The following is an 18,588-nucleotide window of genomic DNA, read 5'->3' on the forward strand; positions in this document are numbered from 1 at the left end:
ATGCAGTGGATAACCAGATTACGCACTTCATGGGGCAAAAGCACCTCTGCCGGAGGTGTTCAAAGTCATAATACACTAGCCGTTCTTGAAAAAACGGACAGCTCCGGACAATCAGCCGGGACGCTAAAGACAGCTGGAACAGCGGCAAATGCTCCTGAGCCTCCAGAGAATACTGGCGGGATAGCTGACGCTGCCCCCGCTTCGGCCACTGAATCCTATGGGATGCACGCCTATACCCTGGCAGGACAGATCCGCCGCGAAACTGACGAGATTCTCAAGGAAGAGGCACAGCTGGTAGAGGAGTTTGCGGCTTTACGGGCGGGCAGCGGTGAGCTGATCAGCCAGATCGGCGGGACCCAGCAGCTGCTGGAGCATCTGAAGACCAACAGCGGGCAGACCGAAGATCTCATCAATGAAATGTATGGCAGCCTCTCTTTTTCCTCCAATAAAATTGAATTCGCCAAAGAGTCCAATATCCAGATCTCGGCTGAAATGCAGAAGGCTTCGGCGGTATTTACTGAATTTGTCACCTTGAATGAGGACCTGCGGGGGCATTTCCGGAGCATCGAGCAGCTGGCGAAGATCATTACGGATATTGCTGAGCAGACGAATCTGTTGTCGCTGAATGCAGCGATCGAGGCGGCGCGGGCCGGAGAGCACGGACGGGGCTTCTCGGTGGTTGCCACAGAAATCCGCAAGCTGGCCGACAGCACGCGCAGTCATGTGAAGGAGATCATGGGCTCCCTTTCGGGGATGACCCAGGTGATGGAGCAGCTACACAGCAAGTCCGGTGACGGGACAACAGCGATGACAGAGACGAATGCGAAGATCAGCCAGTCCACGGTATATATGAACGAGATCGTGGAGGCGGAGGAAGAGGTGTTCCAGCATCTGGAGAAGATTCAGGAGTCGCAGGAGAGCAGCATGGAGGATGTGGAGCAGATCAATGGCGATCTCCTGCGCATTCTGGAGAAATCGGGACAGGATGCAGGGCAGTTCCAGAAGATGGTGCTTACCGTCCAGAAAAAAGCCGATCACTATCAGCAGCTGCTTAATCATCTGCACCAGATAGAGCAGCTGCAGCAGCTTGATGAAGCACAGAAGATGGGCGTATAAGCAGAAGCAGGTATCCGATAAAAAAGACTACACCCGGCAGAGGGTATGCTGTGGTGTAGTCTTTCGTATGATTAGGTCAGCCAGAACCTTCTGGCTGGCCTTTTTGGTTATCGGGCAGAGGATTGCGAAGATAAGGTACAGTGTGCTGGAGCAAGTGGTCGTCAGCAGAGTGAAGTGGACTGAAAAGCGCTTATTTCCCGGAAAACCCTAATATTGAGGCCGAAGCGGACTGAGAATCACCTATCCTGTTCATTCGTGCCCAAAATGATGGCCAGCTGGCCCATTAACTGAATCTGAGTCCGCTTATCCCGCAATTCAGCCTGATGGGCCCGATTAGCGGATTGTGAGTCCGCCAGAGCAGCTGATGTGCGATTAGGGCCTGGGCCTGAGGAGGCTGAGGAGGCTGAGGAGTGGCAGTAAACTCTGTTGCTTACTGCCGGTCTCAGATAGGAGCAGCTCCAGCCCGGATGAATTCTCCCCCGCCCGCTTGGCGCCCTTGCCTACAACGCAATAAGTCTGTAGCCGTAAGCACCGACCATCAGCGGACCGGCTGGCACGTGCTCATCGCTCAGCACATCCTGTCCGCCCCGCGGCAGGGTTACACTGCCTCCGAGTCCGTCCATGTTCACGATCGTCCATAGTTCACCGGACGCTCCGTGTCTTGGACAGACAACCGTCCCCGCGGTGACATCGCTCCGCAGAGTCACACCGGCCCGGGCTGCATAATGATCGATCAGCGCGCACAGCAGCTTGTCCCCCGCTTCTCCGGAGGGCAGGGAGCCGAGCATTACGATGGCTCCGCGGCCATAGGGCTGCTCGGTCAGGAAGGCCAGGCCCGGCGTCCGGCCTGCCGTGATCCTGCCGGTCACGGTTGCACCGCCCGGCAACGGCTCGAATACCGCACTCCACAGGGACAGCGGCGCGGAGATGCCGAAGGCCTCGCCAATGCTGCCCGTTCCCTCCATCGGGTAGACATATCTGGTGATTACCCCGGCGATGCGCTCCAACCCGCCCAGTGCAGCATCGGTATGCAGGGTATGGTCGGCCGTGCGGCCTCCGCTCAGCGGACCGGCGATCCAGATGCCGCCAGCCTCTGCAAAGCTGAGAGCCTTCTGCATATATTCCGGTGACAGATAATGTACAAAAGGGGTGAACAGCAGCTTGTAGCCGCTAAGCTCTCCGCCTTCGGGCAGCAGGTCACGGTGTATGCCCATATCGAGTACCCGCTTGTAGTAGTCCCCCAGCAGGGAGCGGTAGCTTAGCTTCCGGTGCGGCTCCGTCGCCAGGTACGCCTTGGTCCGGTCCGAGTAGGTAATTGCGACCTCGGCCTGCACCGGCCGGGTAGCCAGCAGGTGCGGCTCGATCAGCAGACGCGCTGCGGAGGCTTCCCGCACATTGTCATAGCCGAGCGCAGGCTGCCCCCAGGCGCTGATGATAGAGCTGTGCGTCTGCTCGCTGCCGGTGCGCTGCTGCCGCCACAGCCAATAGCAGAAGGCTCCTGCCCCCAACGCATAGGCAGACACAGCCTCAGCGGTGAGATAGCCGTCCGGATGGGGTTCGCCGTAGCTCATGAGCGAACCGGCATAGGCCGGGCTGGTCTCCAGCAGCCAGAAGTCCCGCTCTGGCTTAATATTACGCCACAGATCACAGTTCAGCAGATAGGCGTGCTTATTGGTCTGGGAGGCGTAAGTGTCGTACGAGGCGAAATCGAGCTCCCGGAACAGCTGTTCATTGTCCACGTGGAAAGCGACGCTGCTGTTATGGGTTATGGGAGCTGGCGAATAGCGGCGGAGAACCGCTGCCTGCTCAGCCGCGAATCCGGCGGTTGTCTCCATCTGAAACAGGCGGTACAGGGTTACAAGAGATGAGTTATGCAGGAAGGGAGTAGCCACCGGCTGCGGCACCTGATCAAATTGCTGATAGGTCTGGCTCCAGACTCCCGTTCCCCAGGCTTCATTCAGCTTCCCGATATTGCCGTAGCGGCTCTTCAGCCACTCATGCCATAGTGACTTGCAGGTCCCGCACATGCATTCTGACACATGTGCCTTGAGTTCATTATCGAGCTGCCAGGCGACCAGACCCGGCAGCTGCCCCAGCTCTTTTGCCAGCTGTTCGGTGATTATCGCAGCCCGCTGCCGGAAATAAGGGTGATTCGTGCAGACATGCTGCCTGGACCCATGGCCCATAACCGCCCCGTCCGCCCTGATGACCAGGCGTTCCGGGTGCCCGTGTGTCAGCCAGACCGGCGGAGTGGCCGTCGGGGTGCACATTATGGTGTCGATGCCGTAGGCATGCAGCTGCCGGATATGCTCAGCGAAGGGCCGGATATCAATGGAGCCTTCCTCCGGCTCCAGCTCCGACCAGATGAACTCACCCATCCGGACGAGATTGATGCCGGTTTTATTCATAAGCTGAAGGTCATGCTTCCGTTCAGCTTCCCCCCAGAGCTCGGGGTACCATGCAGCGCCGTAATATAGCTTATGATTCACTTGCTTTACCTCCCGGGGAGCCCATTATGAGCGTTTTGGTCTCCCGGCATCATAGTTGCCCCCCGTGCAGCAGGCAATAGTAAAGTTTTGCCGGCTTTGCACTTTATTGTAGCGGAGCGGATCAGGGCAGGACAGGCCCCTGTCCAAAAAGTCCGATTGCCGGAAAAATCTGCTGAAACCATAATAGGAAGCGCAGCCAAGGCACGGCAACGCAAGGCTGCTTATCTATGTGGAGGTGAATGTAATGAAGCAAGGAGCGGCAATAGGGACAGCAGATATACATGCTGCTGCAACCTACCGCAGCAGGCGGGAGCTGCGCTTCAGACGTCTGAAGCGGGACAAATGGCTCTACATCCTGCTGACCCCGGGACTCCTGTATTTTCTCGTATTTAAATATGTACCCATGTGGGGAGTGCTGCTCGCGTTTAAAGATTATCAGCCCTTTCTGGGCTTCTGGAAAAGTGATTGGGTCGGTCTTGAGCATTTCCGCACGTTTTTCCAGAATCCTGACTTCTTCATGCTGCTGCGCAATACACTCGTGTTGTCGCTGTATAATCTGGTGTTCTTTTTTCCGGCCCCGATCATACTTGCCCTGCTGCTGAATGAAGTCCGGCTGTCCTTCTATAAAAGGACGATTCAGACGATGATTTATGTACCGCATTTCATATCCATGGTCATCGTCGCCAGTATATCGTATGTATTCCTGACTACACAGGGCGGTGCTGTCAACGAATTCCTGTACTCCGTGACCGGGAGCAAGATCGATTTCCTGGCCAGCCCCGACTGGTTCCGCCCGCTGATCATCCTGCAGACCATCTGGAAGGAATGCGGCTGGGGGACGATTATCTTCCTGGCGGCGCTGGCCGGTGTTGATGTTGAGCAATATGAAGCAGCCGTAGTGGACGGGGCCAGCCGCTGGCGCCAGACCTGGCATATTACGCTGCCGGCGATCCGCAGCACCATTGTCATTCTGCTGATTCTGCGGATGGGAACCATTCTGGATAATGGGTTTGAGCAGATTTATCTGATGATGAATGCGCTGAACCGTGAGGTGGCCGAGGTGTTTGATACCTACGTATATGCACTAGGGATCACACAGGGGGCGTTCAGCTACAGCACCGCAGTCGGACTGTTCAAATCGGTGATAGGGGTTGTACTGGTGCTCGGCACCAACTGGCTCGCCAAGAAATCGGGCGAATCGGGACTTTATTGAGAGGGAGGCTGTGTGCGTGGCTAAACATTATAAGAGCCCCGGAGAGATTACGTTTGACGTATTTAATTATTTTGTATTGGGAGTTATCGGAATTGCCGCAATCCTGCCGTTTCTGTTCGTGGTCTCCGGTTCATTCGCAACCGAGGCGGAAATTACGAAACGCGCTGTCTTTCTGATTCCGACTACGATCTCGTTTGATGCCTACCGGTTCATTTTCTCCACGGATACCATTGTAAGAAGTATCGGGGTATCGCTGTATGTGACGGTGATCGGTACGGCGGTCAATCTGTTTTTCACAGTAACCATGGCGTATCCGATGGCCAAACGTTATCTGATGGGCCGCAATGTAATCCTCAATCTGGTTATTTTCACCATGCTGTTCGGGGGCGGGATGATTCCCACCTATCTGGTGATCCGCGAGCTGCAGCTGCTGGATACGCTGAATGCGTTAATTCTTCCGGGTGCGATCAGCGCCTTCAATCTGATTATCGTCAAAAACTTCTTCCAGGAGCTTCCGGTCGAGATTGAGGAGGCAGCCCGCATCGACGGCTGTACCGAGCTGGGGCTGCTGTGGAAAATCGTACTGCCGCTCTCCAAGCCCGTGCTGGCGACGTTCACTCTCTTTTATGCGGTCGGGCATTGGAATAACTTCTTCTCGGCGCTGCTCTACATTAATGATCCGTCCAAGTGGCCGCTGCAGGTGATGCTGCGCCAGATCGTTATGCTGTCCCAGTCGGCAGCTGGTGATCTCAGCTCGATGGACCCGAATTTCGTACAGCCGCCTGAGCAGTCGATCAAAATGGCAGTTATCGTGGTCGGCACACTGCCGATTATGTGCGTCTATCCGTTTCTGCAAAAACACTTTGCCAAAGGGGTGATGCTCGGTTCGGTTAAAGGGTAAAAGGGTATGCCAACATACAAAGGGAGGCTAAGTAATGAAGATTGCGCGTAAAGAAGGTTCCATACATTTGAAACGATGGTTGTTTATGTTACTAGCTGCTATTATGATTTTAAGTGTATTCACCGGCTGTGCCGGCAATAAGGAGAATAATGCTGCAGGGCAGAAGGAATCTGCCTCAAGTGAAGGAAATGCGCCTGGCGGAGCTGAAGCTGCAGAACCGCTGGATCTGACGCTGATGCTGCCGATTTTCAAAACGAATTATCCGAAGGACGGCAGTCCGGTTGCCGCTAAGCTCGAGGAGCTGACGAACACCAAGATCCATTTCGAATGGGTGCCGAACGCTTCCTATACCGACAAATTTAATATCACGCTGGCTTCCGGCAAGCTGCCTGACATTATCTATGTGGGCGATGTCAAAGCCTCAAGTTTCGTGAATGCGGCAAGATCGGGCGCTTTCTGGGAGGTAGGTCCGTACCTGAAGGATTATCCGAATCTGAGCGGAGCGAAGGAAGTTATTCTGAGCAACTCAGCCATCGACGGCAAGAACTATGGAATCTACAGAGGACGGGCGCTGGGCCGCAACGGCGTGGTTTTCCGCAAGGACTGGCTGGAGAAGCTGGGGCTTGAAGCTCCGCAGACCGTGGATGATTTCTACAATATGCTAAAAGCGTTCAAAGAACAGGACCCTGACGGCAACGGTCAGGCGGATACCTACGGCATGGTGCTGGTGAAGTGGACCGGCGGATGGGCCAGCGGCTTCGATACAATCAAGCTGTGGTTCGGTTCCCCGAACAAATGGGGCGTACAGGATGGCAAGCTGGTTCCTGAGCATGAATATCCGCAGTACTTGGAAGCGCTTAAGTTTATGAAAAAGCTGTATGATGAGCAGCTGATCAACTCCGACTTCGCGGTGATGGACAGCTCGAAGTGGAATGATCCGGTGGTCAACAACAAGGCCGGTGTCATTGTCGATGTGGTGGACAACGGGGCACGGCTCGATGACAAGATTCATGCTGCACTCCAGAAGGAAGGCACGGATGAGCCTGACCGTCATTATATGGATGTCATCGGCGGTGTGACAGGAACGGACGGAGCACTGCATACCCTTCCGACTTCCGGTTTCTCCGGCATGCTGGCTATACCGAAGTCGTCGGTCAAGACTGAAGCAGAGCTGAAGCAGGTGCTGACCTTCCTGGACCGGCTCAACGAAGAGGATCTGCAGACGATGCTGAACTACGGAATTGAAGGTGTCCATTATAATCTGGTGGACGGATATATTGAACGCTCAGGCGATACGGTTCTGCTGGAATCGGAAGTGGAAGGTCTCAACCAGATGCTGCCGTTCATTCCGGAGGACAAGGCGAAGCTGGTGAAGCAGACTGCCCTGCGGCTGAAGCAGACAGAGGTACAGAAGGCTAATGAAGCGACGATTGTGACCAATCCTGCCGAAGCGCTGATCTCTGCAGTATATACGCAAAAAGGCTCGCAGCTGGATAATGTAATCAATGATGCGCGCATTAAGTTCATTGTCGGCCAGATTGACGAAGCAGGCTTGAAGTCAGCTTTTGAGGTATGGCGGAAGACAGGCGGGGACGAGCTTGTGAATGAAATGAACGAACTGTACTCGAAGACGGGCAAGTAAGTCCGGCACTGCTCCAGGCACCAGCCGGTTTATACCCGTTATAGCCGTAAGGCTGCAACTCTAAACTATGGATTCGGCTGGTGAATGATATGGAGAATGGAACGGCAGGGGAACGAAAGGGATATACAGGGGGGCGTACCGGCCGGAAGGGCCGGTATTACCGCAATAATCTCATTATTGTGCTGATCGTTTCGTCTATCCCCGGCCTGATCATCGGGTCTCTGGTGTACTTTATGGCAGGGGGCAATCTGGAGAAGGAGCTGCTGGGTATGCATAACCGCCAGATCGAGCAGCGTGCGGACAACATTAATGACCAGCTGTCCAATCTGGAGCTGATGCTGGCCCACTGGGCGTTCGAGCCGAAGTTCGACTACAGCCTAAGCAACATGGATTTCACCCTGAATCATGAACGGGCCTGGGATATTACCAAAACCCTGGTGGTCATGCAGGGCTCGAATTCGATGGCGCGGCAGGTGGAGCTGTACCTGGCGGGCGATCAGCCGGTGCTGTTCGGCACGGAATACGGGACACTGGCGCCCGAAGAAGATGCAGTGTACGGGAAGCTGCTGGAGCAGGAGCGCAGCACCTATTGGACGGAATGGGCGTTTGATCCGGCCAAGCCGGAGCAGAAGGAGCTGACACTGGTGCATCATATTCCCGGCGGAAGCCTGGAGCCCTTCGGGGCACTGCTGCTGCGGATGGACACAGAGAAGGTATCCGCCATGCTGCGGACCATGACCCCGTACAACACGGGGGAAGTATTCATGCAGCAAAAGTCCGGGGGCCTGTTCATCTCCGGGAACGGGATCGATGCAGCCACACCGTTTGTTACTGCGCTGCAGAAGGCGATAGCAGACAGAGGCAGTAAAGACAGCACATCGTTCCTGTATGACTGGGACGGAGTTACTTTCGCGGTGACCTACGGCGATTTCTCCCGGATTGCGAATGAATGGATGTATGTGTCGGCTTCTCCGATATCCAGTGTGACTTCACCGGTGGTGGGGTTATCCCGGATGATCATCCTGGTCAGCTTGTGCGCGCTGCTGCTTGCGGCAGTCCTCTCCTGGATTGCTTCCCGCAAAATCTACTCGCCTGTCCGCCGCCTGCTTCAGACGCTGCTTCCCGAGCATGCGGCCTCCGGGGGCCGGGTGGACGAGATGACGCTGATTGAGCGGCACTGGCAGAATCTTCACGGGCAGCGGCATGCCCTCCAATACACGCTTTCGGAGCAGCTTCCGCACGTGCAGCAGAGCTTTCTGCATCAATTGTTCCAGGGTTATCTGTATGCTTATTCCGAACAGGATCTGCTGAGCCGGATGAAGCAGTACAAGTGGGAAGTGGACAATTGCGTTTTTGTGGTGCTGTATATTCAGCTTACAGGAATCTCCAGCCTGGAGGCCAAGTTCCGCAGCGGTGACGAGAGCCTGGTGTCCTTCGCGGCGGTGAACATTATCGGCGAACTGGCTGCTGAGCATTTCGGGCGGGCTGAGACCGTTAATCTGCATGATCTTACGTCGGGCATTCTGCTGATTGAGCAGGGGAGCGGCCCGGAGCCGGAGCGGGTTCAGGCTTTCGGTGAGGAACTGGCAGCCACGATTAACCGGATGCTTAAGCTGCAGGCAACTGTAGCGTACAGTGCAGAGGTGAACAGCATCTCCGGCATTCCGCGCTCGTTCGAAGCGGCGAAGCAGGCAGCCAGTCACCGCAGATATGGAGGCGGGAACCAGGTGATCAGCCTGGAGCAGCTGGAACGGGAAGGGCAAGGCACGCAGCTGCCGCAGTATTCGTTCGCGCTGGAGCGCGGCCTGATTCAGGCGCTGCGTACCGGCGAAGCGGAAGAGGCGGACCGGCTGCTGGAGGAGTTCCTGAAGACGCTGTCCGAGGGCGGCGCGAAGGTCATTGACGTGCAGCAGGGAATGCTGCATCTGCTCGGCGCGATCCTGCATGCGGTGCTTGAGGCAGGGATTGCCCCGAATCAGCTGTTCAAGGGCAAGAACCTGTATGCAAGCCTGTCACAGATTCATGAGCCGGGCCTGATCCTCTCGTGGTTCCGCGGGCATGTGGTGGCCCCCTTCCTGAAGGAGCTGTGCGAACGTTCGGACGCCGGCATCCGGCGGACGGTTGAACAGGCCATGCTGTACATTCAGCAGCATTATATGGACAATATTTCGCTGGACAGCTGTGCGGATTATACGGGAACCAGCCCTTTTCTGCTCAGCAAGTCCTTTAAACGGGTAACCGGAATTAATTTTATTGATTATTTAACAGAGCTGCGGCTGGACAAAGCTAAGGAGCTGCTGCGCGATACGGATCTGAAAATGAACGATGTCGCCCAGCAGGTCGGCTATCAGCAGAGCTATTTTAACCGGATATTCAAAAAACAGGAGGACATCACTCCGACACGCTACCGTGAACTGAGCCGGCATGAAGGGGAGAAGGAGAACGGAATCAGGTGAGACAGGTACCAAAGGGCTTCTCATTTGCCGTACACGAATAAGCAGCTTTCTCCGGCTCGGATCATTAGTCTCTGTGATCGGTGATGTCACATAAGGAGATGACCGTTTTGTCCTCAGCCATGCCAATACAATTAAGGTGGTTGAATCAGCCAACAGCTGCTGCGGGGGTTACCTGGGGTGTACCCTGGTCCAAGGGAGAACTGAAGCGCGGGGACCTGTCCGCCCTATGTCTTAACGGGACGGGTGAGGGTTGCAGTCTGCCGCTGCAGAGCCGCCCTGCCGCTTATTGGCCGGACGGCAGCATCAAGTGGTCGTTTCATTCGGCCGTATGCCCTGACGGGAGTACGGAGGGTTATACGCTGGAGCGGTCTGCAGTGCCGGGGGATATGCCGGCAGCCCTGCAGGTGTCCGTTCAAGAAACAGAAGAAGCCTATTTTATCGATACCGGCACCATCCTGTGTACCGTGGGCAAGCGGGGGGCGGGACCAATCTCCCGGATTATCCGCCGGTCTCCGGAGGAATCCGGAGGCTCTGGCAGCGATCATGGATATTCCGGAGCTGCGGAGGCTGGCGCAGAGCAGCTCCTGTGCAGCGGAAGTGAGCTGGTCTGCCTCCGCGAGCAGCGCGATACGCTCAGCGGTGAGCTAACACTGCGGCAGGAACGCTTTACAGGCGTGACCCGCAGGGCAAGCCTGGAAGAAGCCGGACCGCTGCGTGCTGTGGTTCGGCTGGAAGGCAGGCATAGAAGTGTGAGGGGAGCCAGAGAATGGCTTCCTTATACTTTGCGGCTATACTTCTATGCCGGGCTGGATTCCATCCGGCTGGTGCATACCTTTCATTATGACGGCAATCCGCAGCAGGATTTCATTAAGGGGCTGGGCATCGTGTTCAAGGTGCCGCTAAGCGGTCCGTTGTACAATCGCCATGTCCGGCTGGGTGGCAGTGAAGGAATCTTCAGCGAGTCGCCCAAGACGCTTCATACCCGCAGGACCAAAGGCAAATACGCTGTCATGTTCGCCGGGCAGCTGGAAGGAAAGCTCCAGCAGTTTGACCCGGGGGAGGATGCTTATTTCACGGGACTGCTTCAGGATTCTGCAGTATGGGACAGCTTCAAGCTCGTTCAGGATTCGTCCGAGCATTATGTAATCCATAAGCGGACAGGGGCGGGCTGCACCTGGATTAAGGGGGCAGAAGGCCGGCGGGCAGGAGGGCTAAGCTATGTCGGCTCGGAATGCGGCGGTCTGGCCGCCGGAGTGAAGAACTTCTGGCGAAAGCACCCGTCCGGGCTGGAGATTACCGGAACCTCCGGCAGTGAAGCAGCGTTAACGGTCTGGTTCTGGTCGCCGGAGGTTCCGGCCATGGACCTGCGCCACTACGATACGAAGACGCATGTGGAGTCCTCCTACGAAGGCGCAGATGAACTGCGTGCTACACCGTACGGTATTGCGGGCACCAACGAGCTGACCTTGTGGTGCACCGCGGAAACGCCGGGAACTGCACAGCTGCTGCAGATGCAGCAGGAAGCGGATGAACCGGCGCTGCTGGTCTGCGCTCCGGAGTATTATCACCGCAGCCGGGCGTTCGGCCTGTGGAGCCTGCCGGACCGGAGCACACCGGCCAAGGCCTGCCTGGAGGACCGGCTGGACGGCATCCTCTCCTTTTACCAGTCGGAGATCGGGCAGCGGAAATGGTACGGCTTCTGGGATTATGGCGACTTCATGCACAGCTATGATCCGGTCCGCCATGTCTGGAATTACGATCTGGGCGGCTGCGCCTGGCAGAATGCCGAGCTGGTGCCGAATATGTGGCTGTGGCTCAGCTTCCTGCGGACCGGGCGCGCAGATCTATTCCGTATGGCGGAAGCGATGACCCGGCATACCAGCGAGGTGGATGTTTATCATTTCGGGGAATATGCGGGCCTTGGCTCACGGCATAATGTCGTGCACTGGGGCTGCGGCTGCAAGGAAGCACGGATAGCTATGGCCGGACTGCACCGCTACTACTATTATCTGACCGGCGATGAGCGGACCGGCGACATCATGGACAGTGTGAAGGATGCGGATTATTCCACGGTGACGCTGGACCCGATGCGGGCTTATTTTCCGAAGGATGAATTTCCGACCCATGTGCGGGTAGGCCCGGATTGGGCGGCGTTCAGCTCCAACTGGATGACCCGCTGGGAACGGTATGAAGATACGGCCTACCGCGACAAAATCATAACGGGAATCAACTGCATCAAAGCGGCCAATCTGCGGCTGATCTCCGGTCCAACCTATGGCTACGACCCTAAGACGGGAATTCTGAGCGCTATGGGTGATGACAACTGGGGACGGCATCTGGCGATCAGCATGGGCGGGCCGCAGGTATGGTTCGAGCTGGCAATGATGCTGGAGGACCCGGAGTGGGAGGATATGCTCGCGGAATTCGGCGTGTTCTACAACCTGCCTCAGGAAGAGAAGGATGTCATTACCGGAGGAGCGATTACAGGCAGGCTGCGGTTTGAGCATCCGGTGCTGAGTGTGGCTATTGCCGCCTATGGCGCATGGTACAAGGATGACCGGGCTACTGCTGAACGCTGCTGGGACATCCTGCTGGAGAATCCGTTCGGAGCCGTTGACCTTCAGGCAGAGCAGACGCAGGTTACTTATCTGGAACCGATCAATGAGATCGGCTGGATGAATACGAATGAAGCTTCGCAGTGGTCGCTGAACACGATCATTGCCCTGGAGCTGATTGCTGAAGCTCTTCCGGAGCGGGGAGCAGGAGCAGAGGCGGATGCCGGAAAGGCGGTGGCGGCTGAGTGACTGCGCAGCAGGACTTGACGCTGATTCCGGAAGGCTGGCGGGAGATCTACCGCAATACACTGGAAGGACCCGGGCATGTGGAAGGTTTCCGGATGGAAGGCGACGGCATAGCCACCTTTCCGCAGGGACGTTTAAGGCTGGAGAGTAAACGGGATGCAAAAGAAGGGCAGCAGGCGAATGTGGTCTTCTGGTGCCCGGAGGTTTGTCCGGCGGAGCTTGCGGTATCGTGGAAGTTCCGCCCGCTGCGGGAACCCGGACTGGCTATTCTGTTCTTCGCTGCTGCCGGCGCCGGGGGCAAGGATCTGTTTGATCCGTCCCTGCCGGTCCGCACGGGGGAGTATGACCAGTACCATCATGGGGAGATGAATGCTTTCCATATCTCCTATTTCCGCCGGATGTGGGAAGAGGAACGGTCCTTTCACACCTGTAATCTGCGCAAAAGCTACGGCTTCCACCTTGTCGCGCAAGGCGCTGATCCGTTGCCGGATGTTGCCGATATGACTGGAGCCTACCGCATGCTGGCCGTGAAGCAGGGTCCTGCGGTGACCTTTGCCGTGGACGGATTGCCGCTGCTGCACTGGGTGGATGACGGTTCGTCCTTCGGCCCGCTGCTGGCAGGCGGCAGAATAGGCTTCCGGCAAATGGCACCGCTGATTGCAGAGTATAGTGATCTGGTTGTCTATGCTCCTTGATTGCCCGGAGGAACGAAAAGAAAAAAAGAGGCGATAGGGGAAATTTCGCACTGCAGGAGGATTGAACCGGTAACCTTTCGTATTAGCACCGGGTTCCTTGCTTGAAATGCTGGCTTTCTGTGACGCTCCCTTAGGGCCTAAGCTTTAACTGTATTTTGTGCAACTAAAGCGATCGATTATTGCACTGCGAGAGCTTTAATTGTATTTCATGCAGTTAAAAGTACACATATTTGGAAAAGAAGACGTTTCGCCATTTTTAATTGTACAGAATACAGTTAACCCGGCAAAACCCGTGTTTTGCCGTCTTTTAAGTGCAGGAAATACAACTATATAGAGTGAGCTTAAGAATCTGACTTGCTGCATGGACGAAATCCTTGCTCCGCAAGGGGGGGGCGTCCATCAACTGGCCATCATTCTATAACTGCTATCTGCTCCTCATTATTACACTCAACAGACCTGCTAGCGCAAGGTTCTGCAGAGGAAGTCTTTTACAAGTTCAAGCCATATAGTTCAGATCCTAAGTGTGTCTTATATAGATCATTCATTCTCATATGCAAAGGAGGCTTAACCGTAATGTCCGGAGTGTATTACTGCTATCCGCAAGGCCGGCATAAGGCGCTGACGATGAGCTATGACGACGGCAGACGGGCAGATGAACGGCTGGTCGGCCTGTTCAACATGCACGGAATCAAGGGTAGCTTTCACCTGAATTCGGGACTGCTTGGAGAAGGGGACCGCATTCGGGCAGAGGAAGTCGCCGCCTTGTACCGCGGTCATGAAGTCAGCGCGCATACGCGGAGCCATCCAACCCTGGCACGCTGCCCGCAGGAGTATATCGTTGAGGAGATTATGGAGGACCGCAAAGTATTGGAAGGGCTAATCCGCCAGCCGGTCCGCGGAATGTCTTATCCGAACGGGTCCTATACGGCGGAGATCAAGGGGCTGCTGCCCCATCTGGGCATCGAATATGCCCGTACTGTCCAGAGCAGCGGCGGTTTCGCCCTCCCGGAGGACTGGCTGGAGTGGCAGGCCACCTGTCACCATAACCGGGATTTGCTTGCCCTCGGCGAGACTTTTATAGGACTGCATAAGCGCCAGTATCTCTATCTGATGTATGTGTGGGGCCATAGCTACGAATTCGACAATGATAACAACTGGGAGCTGATGGAGCGCTTCTGTGCCATGGCCGGCGGCCGGGACGACATCTGGTATGTGACCAACCTGGAGCTGGTTCATTATATGAAGGCCTGCCGGGGTCTGGTTTTTTCTGCCGCACGGGATTTTGTATACAATCCGGGAGCTGCTGCCGTCTGGCTGGAGGTTGCCGGAACTGTGGTCGGGGTGCCTGGAGGACAGACTGTGGAGTTAGGCTGATTACAGGACTGGGATAGAGATAAGGAGGAATTACTGTGAAAAAAACGAATCAATCGCTGCACCGGCTGGCCGGAATCGATATTTCAGCCGCCGGTCCAAGATGTAAAATGCTGCTCGGTGATCTGGACGGGGACGGCAGGGCAGAGCTGCTGCTGGTTCAGCCGGATAACCGCCAGGATGTCCGTTATATTCCGCATCAGGTGCAGTGCCTGACTGCCTATGACTTGGAGGGCCGTCTGTTGTGGCAGACCGGGAGGCCGGATAAGGGTGCAGGCAGCTCAGGGTCGGATTATCCGGCCCAAATCTTCGATATTGACGGAGACGGCGCGCTTGAGGTGCTGTGTGTGATGGATGACCGGCTGCAGATTCTGGAGGGGGCGACGGGCAAGGTCAAGTCGGTCCATCCGCTGCCGGCCAAGGAAGCCCATGACTGCATCATTATTGCCAACCTGAAGGGCAGCGGACATCCTTCCGACATTATCCTCAAAGACCGCTATCATCAGCTGTGGGCACTGAACTCCAGCTTCGAATTGCTCTGGACCCATCAGGGCAATGTGGGGCATTATCCGTGGGTGTACGATTTTGACGGAGACGGGCGTGATGAGGTCATGGTCGGATATGATCTGCTGGATGCGGACGGAAAGCGGCTGTGGAGCTGCCATGATCTGGAGGATCATGCGGATTGCCTGTGGGTCGGCGATGTGAATGGAGACGGAGTGCCGGAGCTGGTGATCGGCGGCAGTGTGACGGTGATGTATGACCGTGACGGGCATGAGCTGTGGCGGTATGAAGGCTCCATTGAATCGCAGCATCTGGCGCTCGGACGGTTCCGTCCCGACCTGCCGGGTCTGCAGATTGCCGGTCTCGACCGTATGGTCCGTGAAGATGACGGCAAGGGCCTGCGCGGTAAAGACGCGATGTTTCTGCTGGACCAGTCCGGTCAGGAGCTGTGGAAGGAAGAGCGCACCACGGACGGCTGGCTGACGATCGTTGAAGCCGTAAGTCATTTCTGGAAGGATGCGCCGGATTATATTCTTGCTTACCGCCGGGGCGAAGCTGTGCTTCCCGCGCTCTATGACGGCTATATGAATATCGTTGCCCGGTTTGCCGAGCAGGGATACGCCGTGCATGGGGACCTGCTGGGCAGCGGGACCGAGCAGGTCATTATTTATACGGATGAGCTTGCGGCCGTCTATGCCGGCGAACCGCTCCCGCTGCAGGCGGTGCATCCCGGGCGGCAGCTGCCGCAGCCCAAGCGGCTGTACAGCTCCACCCTCTATCCCGGCGGTGAGGTGGCGTTGTGATAGGCGGTGAGGCAGGCAATGGAAGGGTGACGGTGAAGAGTGGTGAGGCAGCGAAGAGCGGGCATACTGTGGAGGCTGGCGGGACTGTGAAGAACAGCAAGACTGTGGAGGCTGGTGTTCCGGCATATTTTGATCCGCAGAATTCTATCGTGCGTACGGCTGGAGAGCATACCGAATCCGTGCTTGCGATCGTAGCCAATCGCTATATCGGTGCCAATCCGCCGCAGCCTCCAGTGTACCGGGTGCATCTGGAGGACAGCTTTCCGCGGCTATCCGACTGCCGGTATGAGATGAATCTGAAGGAACGGCTGCCGGAGCTGCAGGACGGGGAATTTGTCTATGTCTGGGGCAAGCTGTGGAGCGAAGCAGAGAGCGATATCCCGCTGGCTGTCAGCTGCTTCGGTCCGGTAACGGTCTATGTCAATGGCTCCGCCGTGTTCCAGTCCAATCTGAACGACGATGTATTTCCGGACCGCAGGGCCTACTTCCGGACCGGGCTAAGCCAGGGCTGGAACCATGTGCTGCTGGAATTCACCGCAGTCGGCACGGGCTGCGGCGGCATCTTCGGCACGGGCAGCGTGAAAGGCGCGCCGCTGCATTTCCTGGCCCCGACAGCCGGGCGCAGCGGCTGTGAGGGCTGGATTTACAGCGCGCCGCAGCAGAGCAGATGGATGCTGCAGCCGGAGTGCGAGCGCGCCGGCGTTCCTCAAGGAGGAACAGCAGCACTCCAGGCGGAGCCGCTGCAAAGCGCATTCCGCAGCGGCGCGGACGAAGCGGCGCTCGCGTCCCGCTGTGCCTGGTATCCGCAGGCCGGATGGCCGGATACCGTGGCCTGCGCCGGGAATCTCGCGCGTATCTTCGGCGAGGTTCCCGGCGCGAAGGCGCTGGCCTGGAGCCGGCTGGCGGTGACAGCGCCGGGCTTCACTGACACCCGGCTGAGCCTCCGCAGCCGGGACGTGGCGGCACTCCGGGTCTATGTGGATGGCAGGCTTGCCGCCATCCAGCCCGGGGGGAGTGCCGGGCTTGAATGTGTGCTGCCGCTGGGCTTCGGCAGCCATGATCTGCTGGTCGAGGCCGTCTGCGGCGGCCCGGACTGGGGCTTCCGGCTGGAAGCGGCGGACGCAGGGGGAGAAGCGGAAGCGGACACCGTGAACCTGGTCTTGCCGCATCCTGTGGAAGGGCAGGCAGGACCCTGGCTGTATCTGGGGACCTTCCTTGCATCGGCTGCACCGGAGGCTGCTGCGGCGGCTATGATGGATACTCCCTTTGGGGAAGGGGCGGAGAGCTGCTTCTGGCGGGTAGACCGCCCCGGCGGAGCGGTCAGGCCGTATCTGGAGAGCACGCTGTACGGACGCTGGAATTATCCGCTGGGCGTGACGTTATACGGGCTGCTGTGCACAGGGACAGTGCTGGATGATTCCCATTACACCGCTTATACCAGAGGCCATATTGAGCAGTGCACACGGCTTCATGAATATTCACTCTGGGACACGGGCCGTTACGGCGCTCCGGGAATTAATCAGCAGCTGGCGCTAATCGACTCCCTGGATGATTGCGGCTCATTCGGTGCGGCGATGCTGGCAGCGCACAGCGTGCAGCCGCTGCCTGGAGCAGCCGGGGCGGCAGAATACATTGCCCGCTACATTCAAGGGACACAGTCCCGTGACGAGGCGGGTGCGCTCTACCGCACCCGGGGCACGACCGATTTCATGCAGGGAACAATGTGGTGTGATGATTTGTATATGAGCACCCCTTTTCTGGTCCGGTACTATCAGCTGACCGGCAATGCTGCCTATCTGGATGACGCCGTGGCCCAGTTTCTGCATTACCGCGCGCGGCTGTTCCAGCCGGAGCTTGGCATTATGCACCATGTCTATGACTATAAATTCGGCAAGCCGAACGGTGTGCCTTGGGGCAGAGGCAACGGCTGGGTGCTGTTCTCACTGACCGAGCTGCTGGAGATTCTGCCGGAGCAGCACCCGCAGCAGCCGGAGCTGCTGGATTATTTCCGGGAGCTGTGTGAAGGGTATCTGCGGCTACAGGATGCAGCAGGGCTATGGCATCAAGTTCTGACGGATGCTGAAACCTATGCGGAGGCATCCTGCTCTTCAATGTTCGTGTATGCCTTCGCGAGAGGGGTACGCAGAGGCTGGCTGCTCAAGCCGCAACCCTACGCCGCTGCAGCAATACGCGGCTGGCACGCCCTTGCCGAATACTGCATCGACAAGCAGGGGAATGTCTACGGCGTCTGCCGGGGATCAGGCTACTCCTTCAATAAGCTCTATTACAAGGAGCAGCTCACCTGGCAGCTCAACGATACTCACGGAATTGGCATAGTACTGCTGGCCGGTATTGAAGCGCTGGAGCTTACGCGGGAGCTGGAAGCACAGAAACGATAAAGAAATTATACTGTATTGATAATATTTGCCGGCCGGGGCTGTCTAGTAAGCAGATTCACTGCTTACTAGACAGCCTCTTTGCTATGTAACAGCACTGCTCCAGAGAAACGGAGCAAGAAGGAGTAAATCATCGGCCGCTTAAGAACGAAAGCAAAGAATACGCCTTCATTCATGCAGGGACGGCATTTTTGGCTTCTT

At 56.9% G+C, this 18,588-nt stretch carries 11 protein-coding genes; 10 read left to right on the top strand and 1 reads right to left on the bottom strand.

What is annotated here, in order from left to right:
• A complete protein-coding gene (locus P40081_RS39740; RefSeq protein WP_052421735.1) occupies positions 1–1,116 on the top strand; it encodes a methyl-accepting chemotaxis protein in 1,116 nt (371 codons plus the stop codon).
• 500 nt (positions 1,117–1,616) lie between these two features.
• Here P40081_RS39740 and P40081_RS09195 read toward each other — a convergent pair whose 3' ends face one another.
• Positions 1,617–3,605 (bottom strand): beta-galactosidase, encoded by a 1,989-nt coding sequence (locus P40081_RS09195; protein ID WP_042134942.1) that lies wholly within the window; start codon positions 3,603–3,605, stop codon positions 1,617–1,619.
• 244 nt (positions 3,606–3,849) lie between these two features.
• Between P40081_RS09195 and P40081_RS09200 the strand changes: the two genes are divergently transcribed.
• The 9 genes from P40081_RS09200 to P40081_RS09240 all read left to right on the top strand — a co-directional run bounded on the left by P40081_RS09200 (position 3,850) and on the right by P40081_RS09240 (position 18,390).
• Positions 3,850–4,818: an ABC transporter permease gene (locus P40081_RS09200; RefSeq protein WP_039306775.1), complete on the top strand. Its 969-nt coding sequence runs from the start codon at positions 3,850–3,852 to the stop codon at positions 4,816–4,818.
• Between the two features lie 16 nt (positions 4,819–4,834).
• Positions 4,835–5,719: a carbohydrate ABC transporter permease gene (locus P40081_RS09205; RefSeq protein WP_039306771.1), complete on the top strand. Its 885-nt coding sequence runs from the start codon at positions 4,835–4,837 to the stop codon at positions 5,717–5,719.
• Between the two features lie 34 nt (positions 5,720–5,753).
• Positions 5,754–7,361, top strand: coding sequence for an extracellular solute-binding protein (locus tag P40081_RS09210; RefSeq protein ID WP_042134944.1), 1,608 nt, complete (start codon positions 5,754–5,756; stop codon positions 7,359–7,361).
• An 89-nt stretch (positions 7,362–7,450) separates the two neighbouring features.
• On the top strand, positions 7,451–9,817 hold the full coding sequence (locus P40081_RS09215) for a helix-turn-helix domain-containing protein (protein ID WP_042134946.1): 2,367 nt from the start codon (positions 7,451–7,453) through the stop codon (positions 9,815–9,817).
• A 119-nt stretch (positions 9,818–9,936) separates the two neighbouring features.
• Positions 9,937–12,621 (top strand): exo-rhamnogalacturonan lyase family protein, encoded by a 2,685-nt coding sequence (locus tag P40081_RS09220; RefSeq protein WP_052422174.1) that lies wholly within the window; start codon positions 9,937–9,939, stop codon positions 12,619–12,621.
• Positions 12,618–13,313, top strand: coding sequence for a DUF1961 family protein (locus P40081_RS09225; RefSeq protein ID WP_197074343.1), 696 nt, complete (start codon positions 12,618–12,620; stop codon positions 13,311–13,313). The genes P40081_RS09220 and P40081_RS09225 overlap by 4 nt, the downstream gene beginning before the upstream one ends.
• Before the next feature lie 573 nt (positions 13,314–13,886).
• A complete protein-coding gene (locus tag P40081_RS09230) occupies positions 13,887–14,687 on the top strand; it encodes a polysaccharide deacetylase family protein (protein ID WP_042134949.1) in 801 nt (266 codons plus the stop codon).
• A gap of 107 nt (positions 14,688–14,794) precedes the next feature.
• Positions 14,795–15,991 (top strand): hypothetical protein, encoded by a 1,197-nt coding sequence (locus tag P40081_RS09235; protein ID WP_231575405.1) that lies wholly within the window; start codon positions 14,795–14,797, stop codon positions 15,989–15,991.
• Positions 15,988–18,390 carry a glycoside hydrolase family 88/105 protein gene (locus P40081_RS09240; protein ID WP_231575311.1) on the top strand — a complete coding sequence of 801 codons (2,403 nt, stop codon included), beginning with the start codon at positions 15,988–15,990 and terminating at the stop codon, positions 18,388–18,390. Before P40081_RS09235 ends, P40081_RS09240 begins: the two co-directional genes overlap by 4 nt.
• Positions 18,391–18,588 lie beyond the last annotated feature (198 nt).

Origin of the sequence: Paenibacillus sp. FSL P4-0081, from assembly GCF_000758565.1 — a bacterium.
Lineage (GTDB): Bacteria > Bacillota > Bacilli > Paenibacillales > Paenibacillaceae > Paenibacillus_AQ > Paenibacillus_AQ phytohabitans.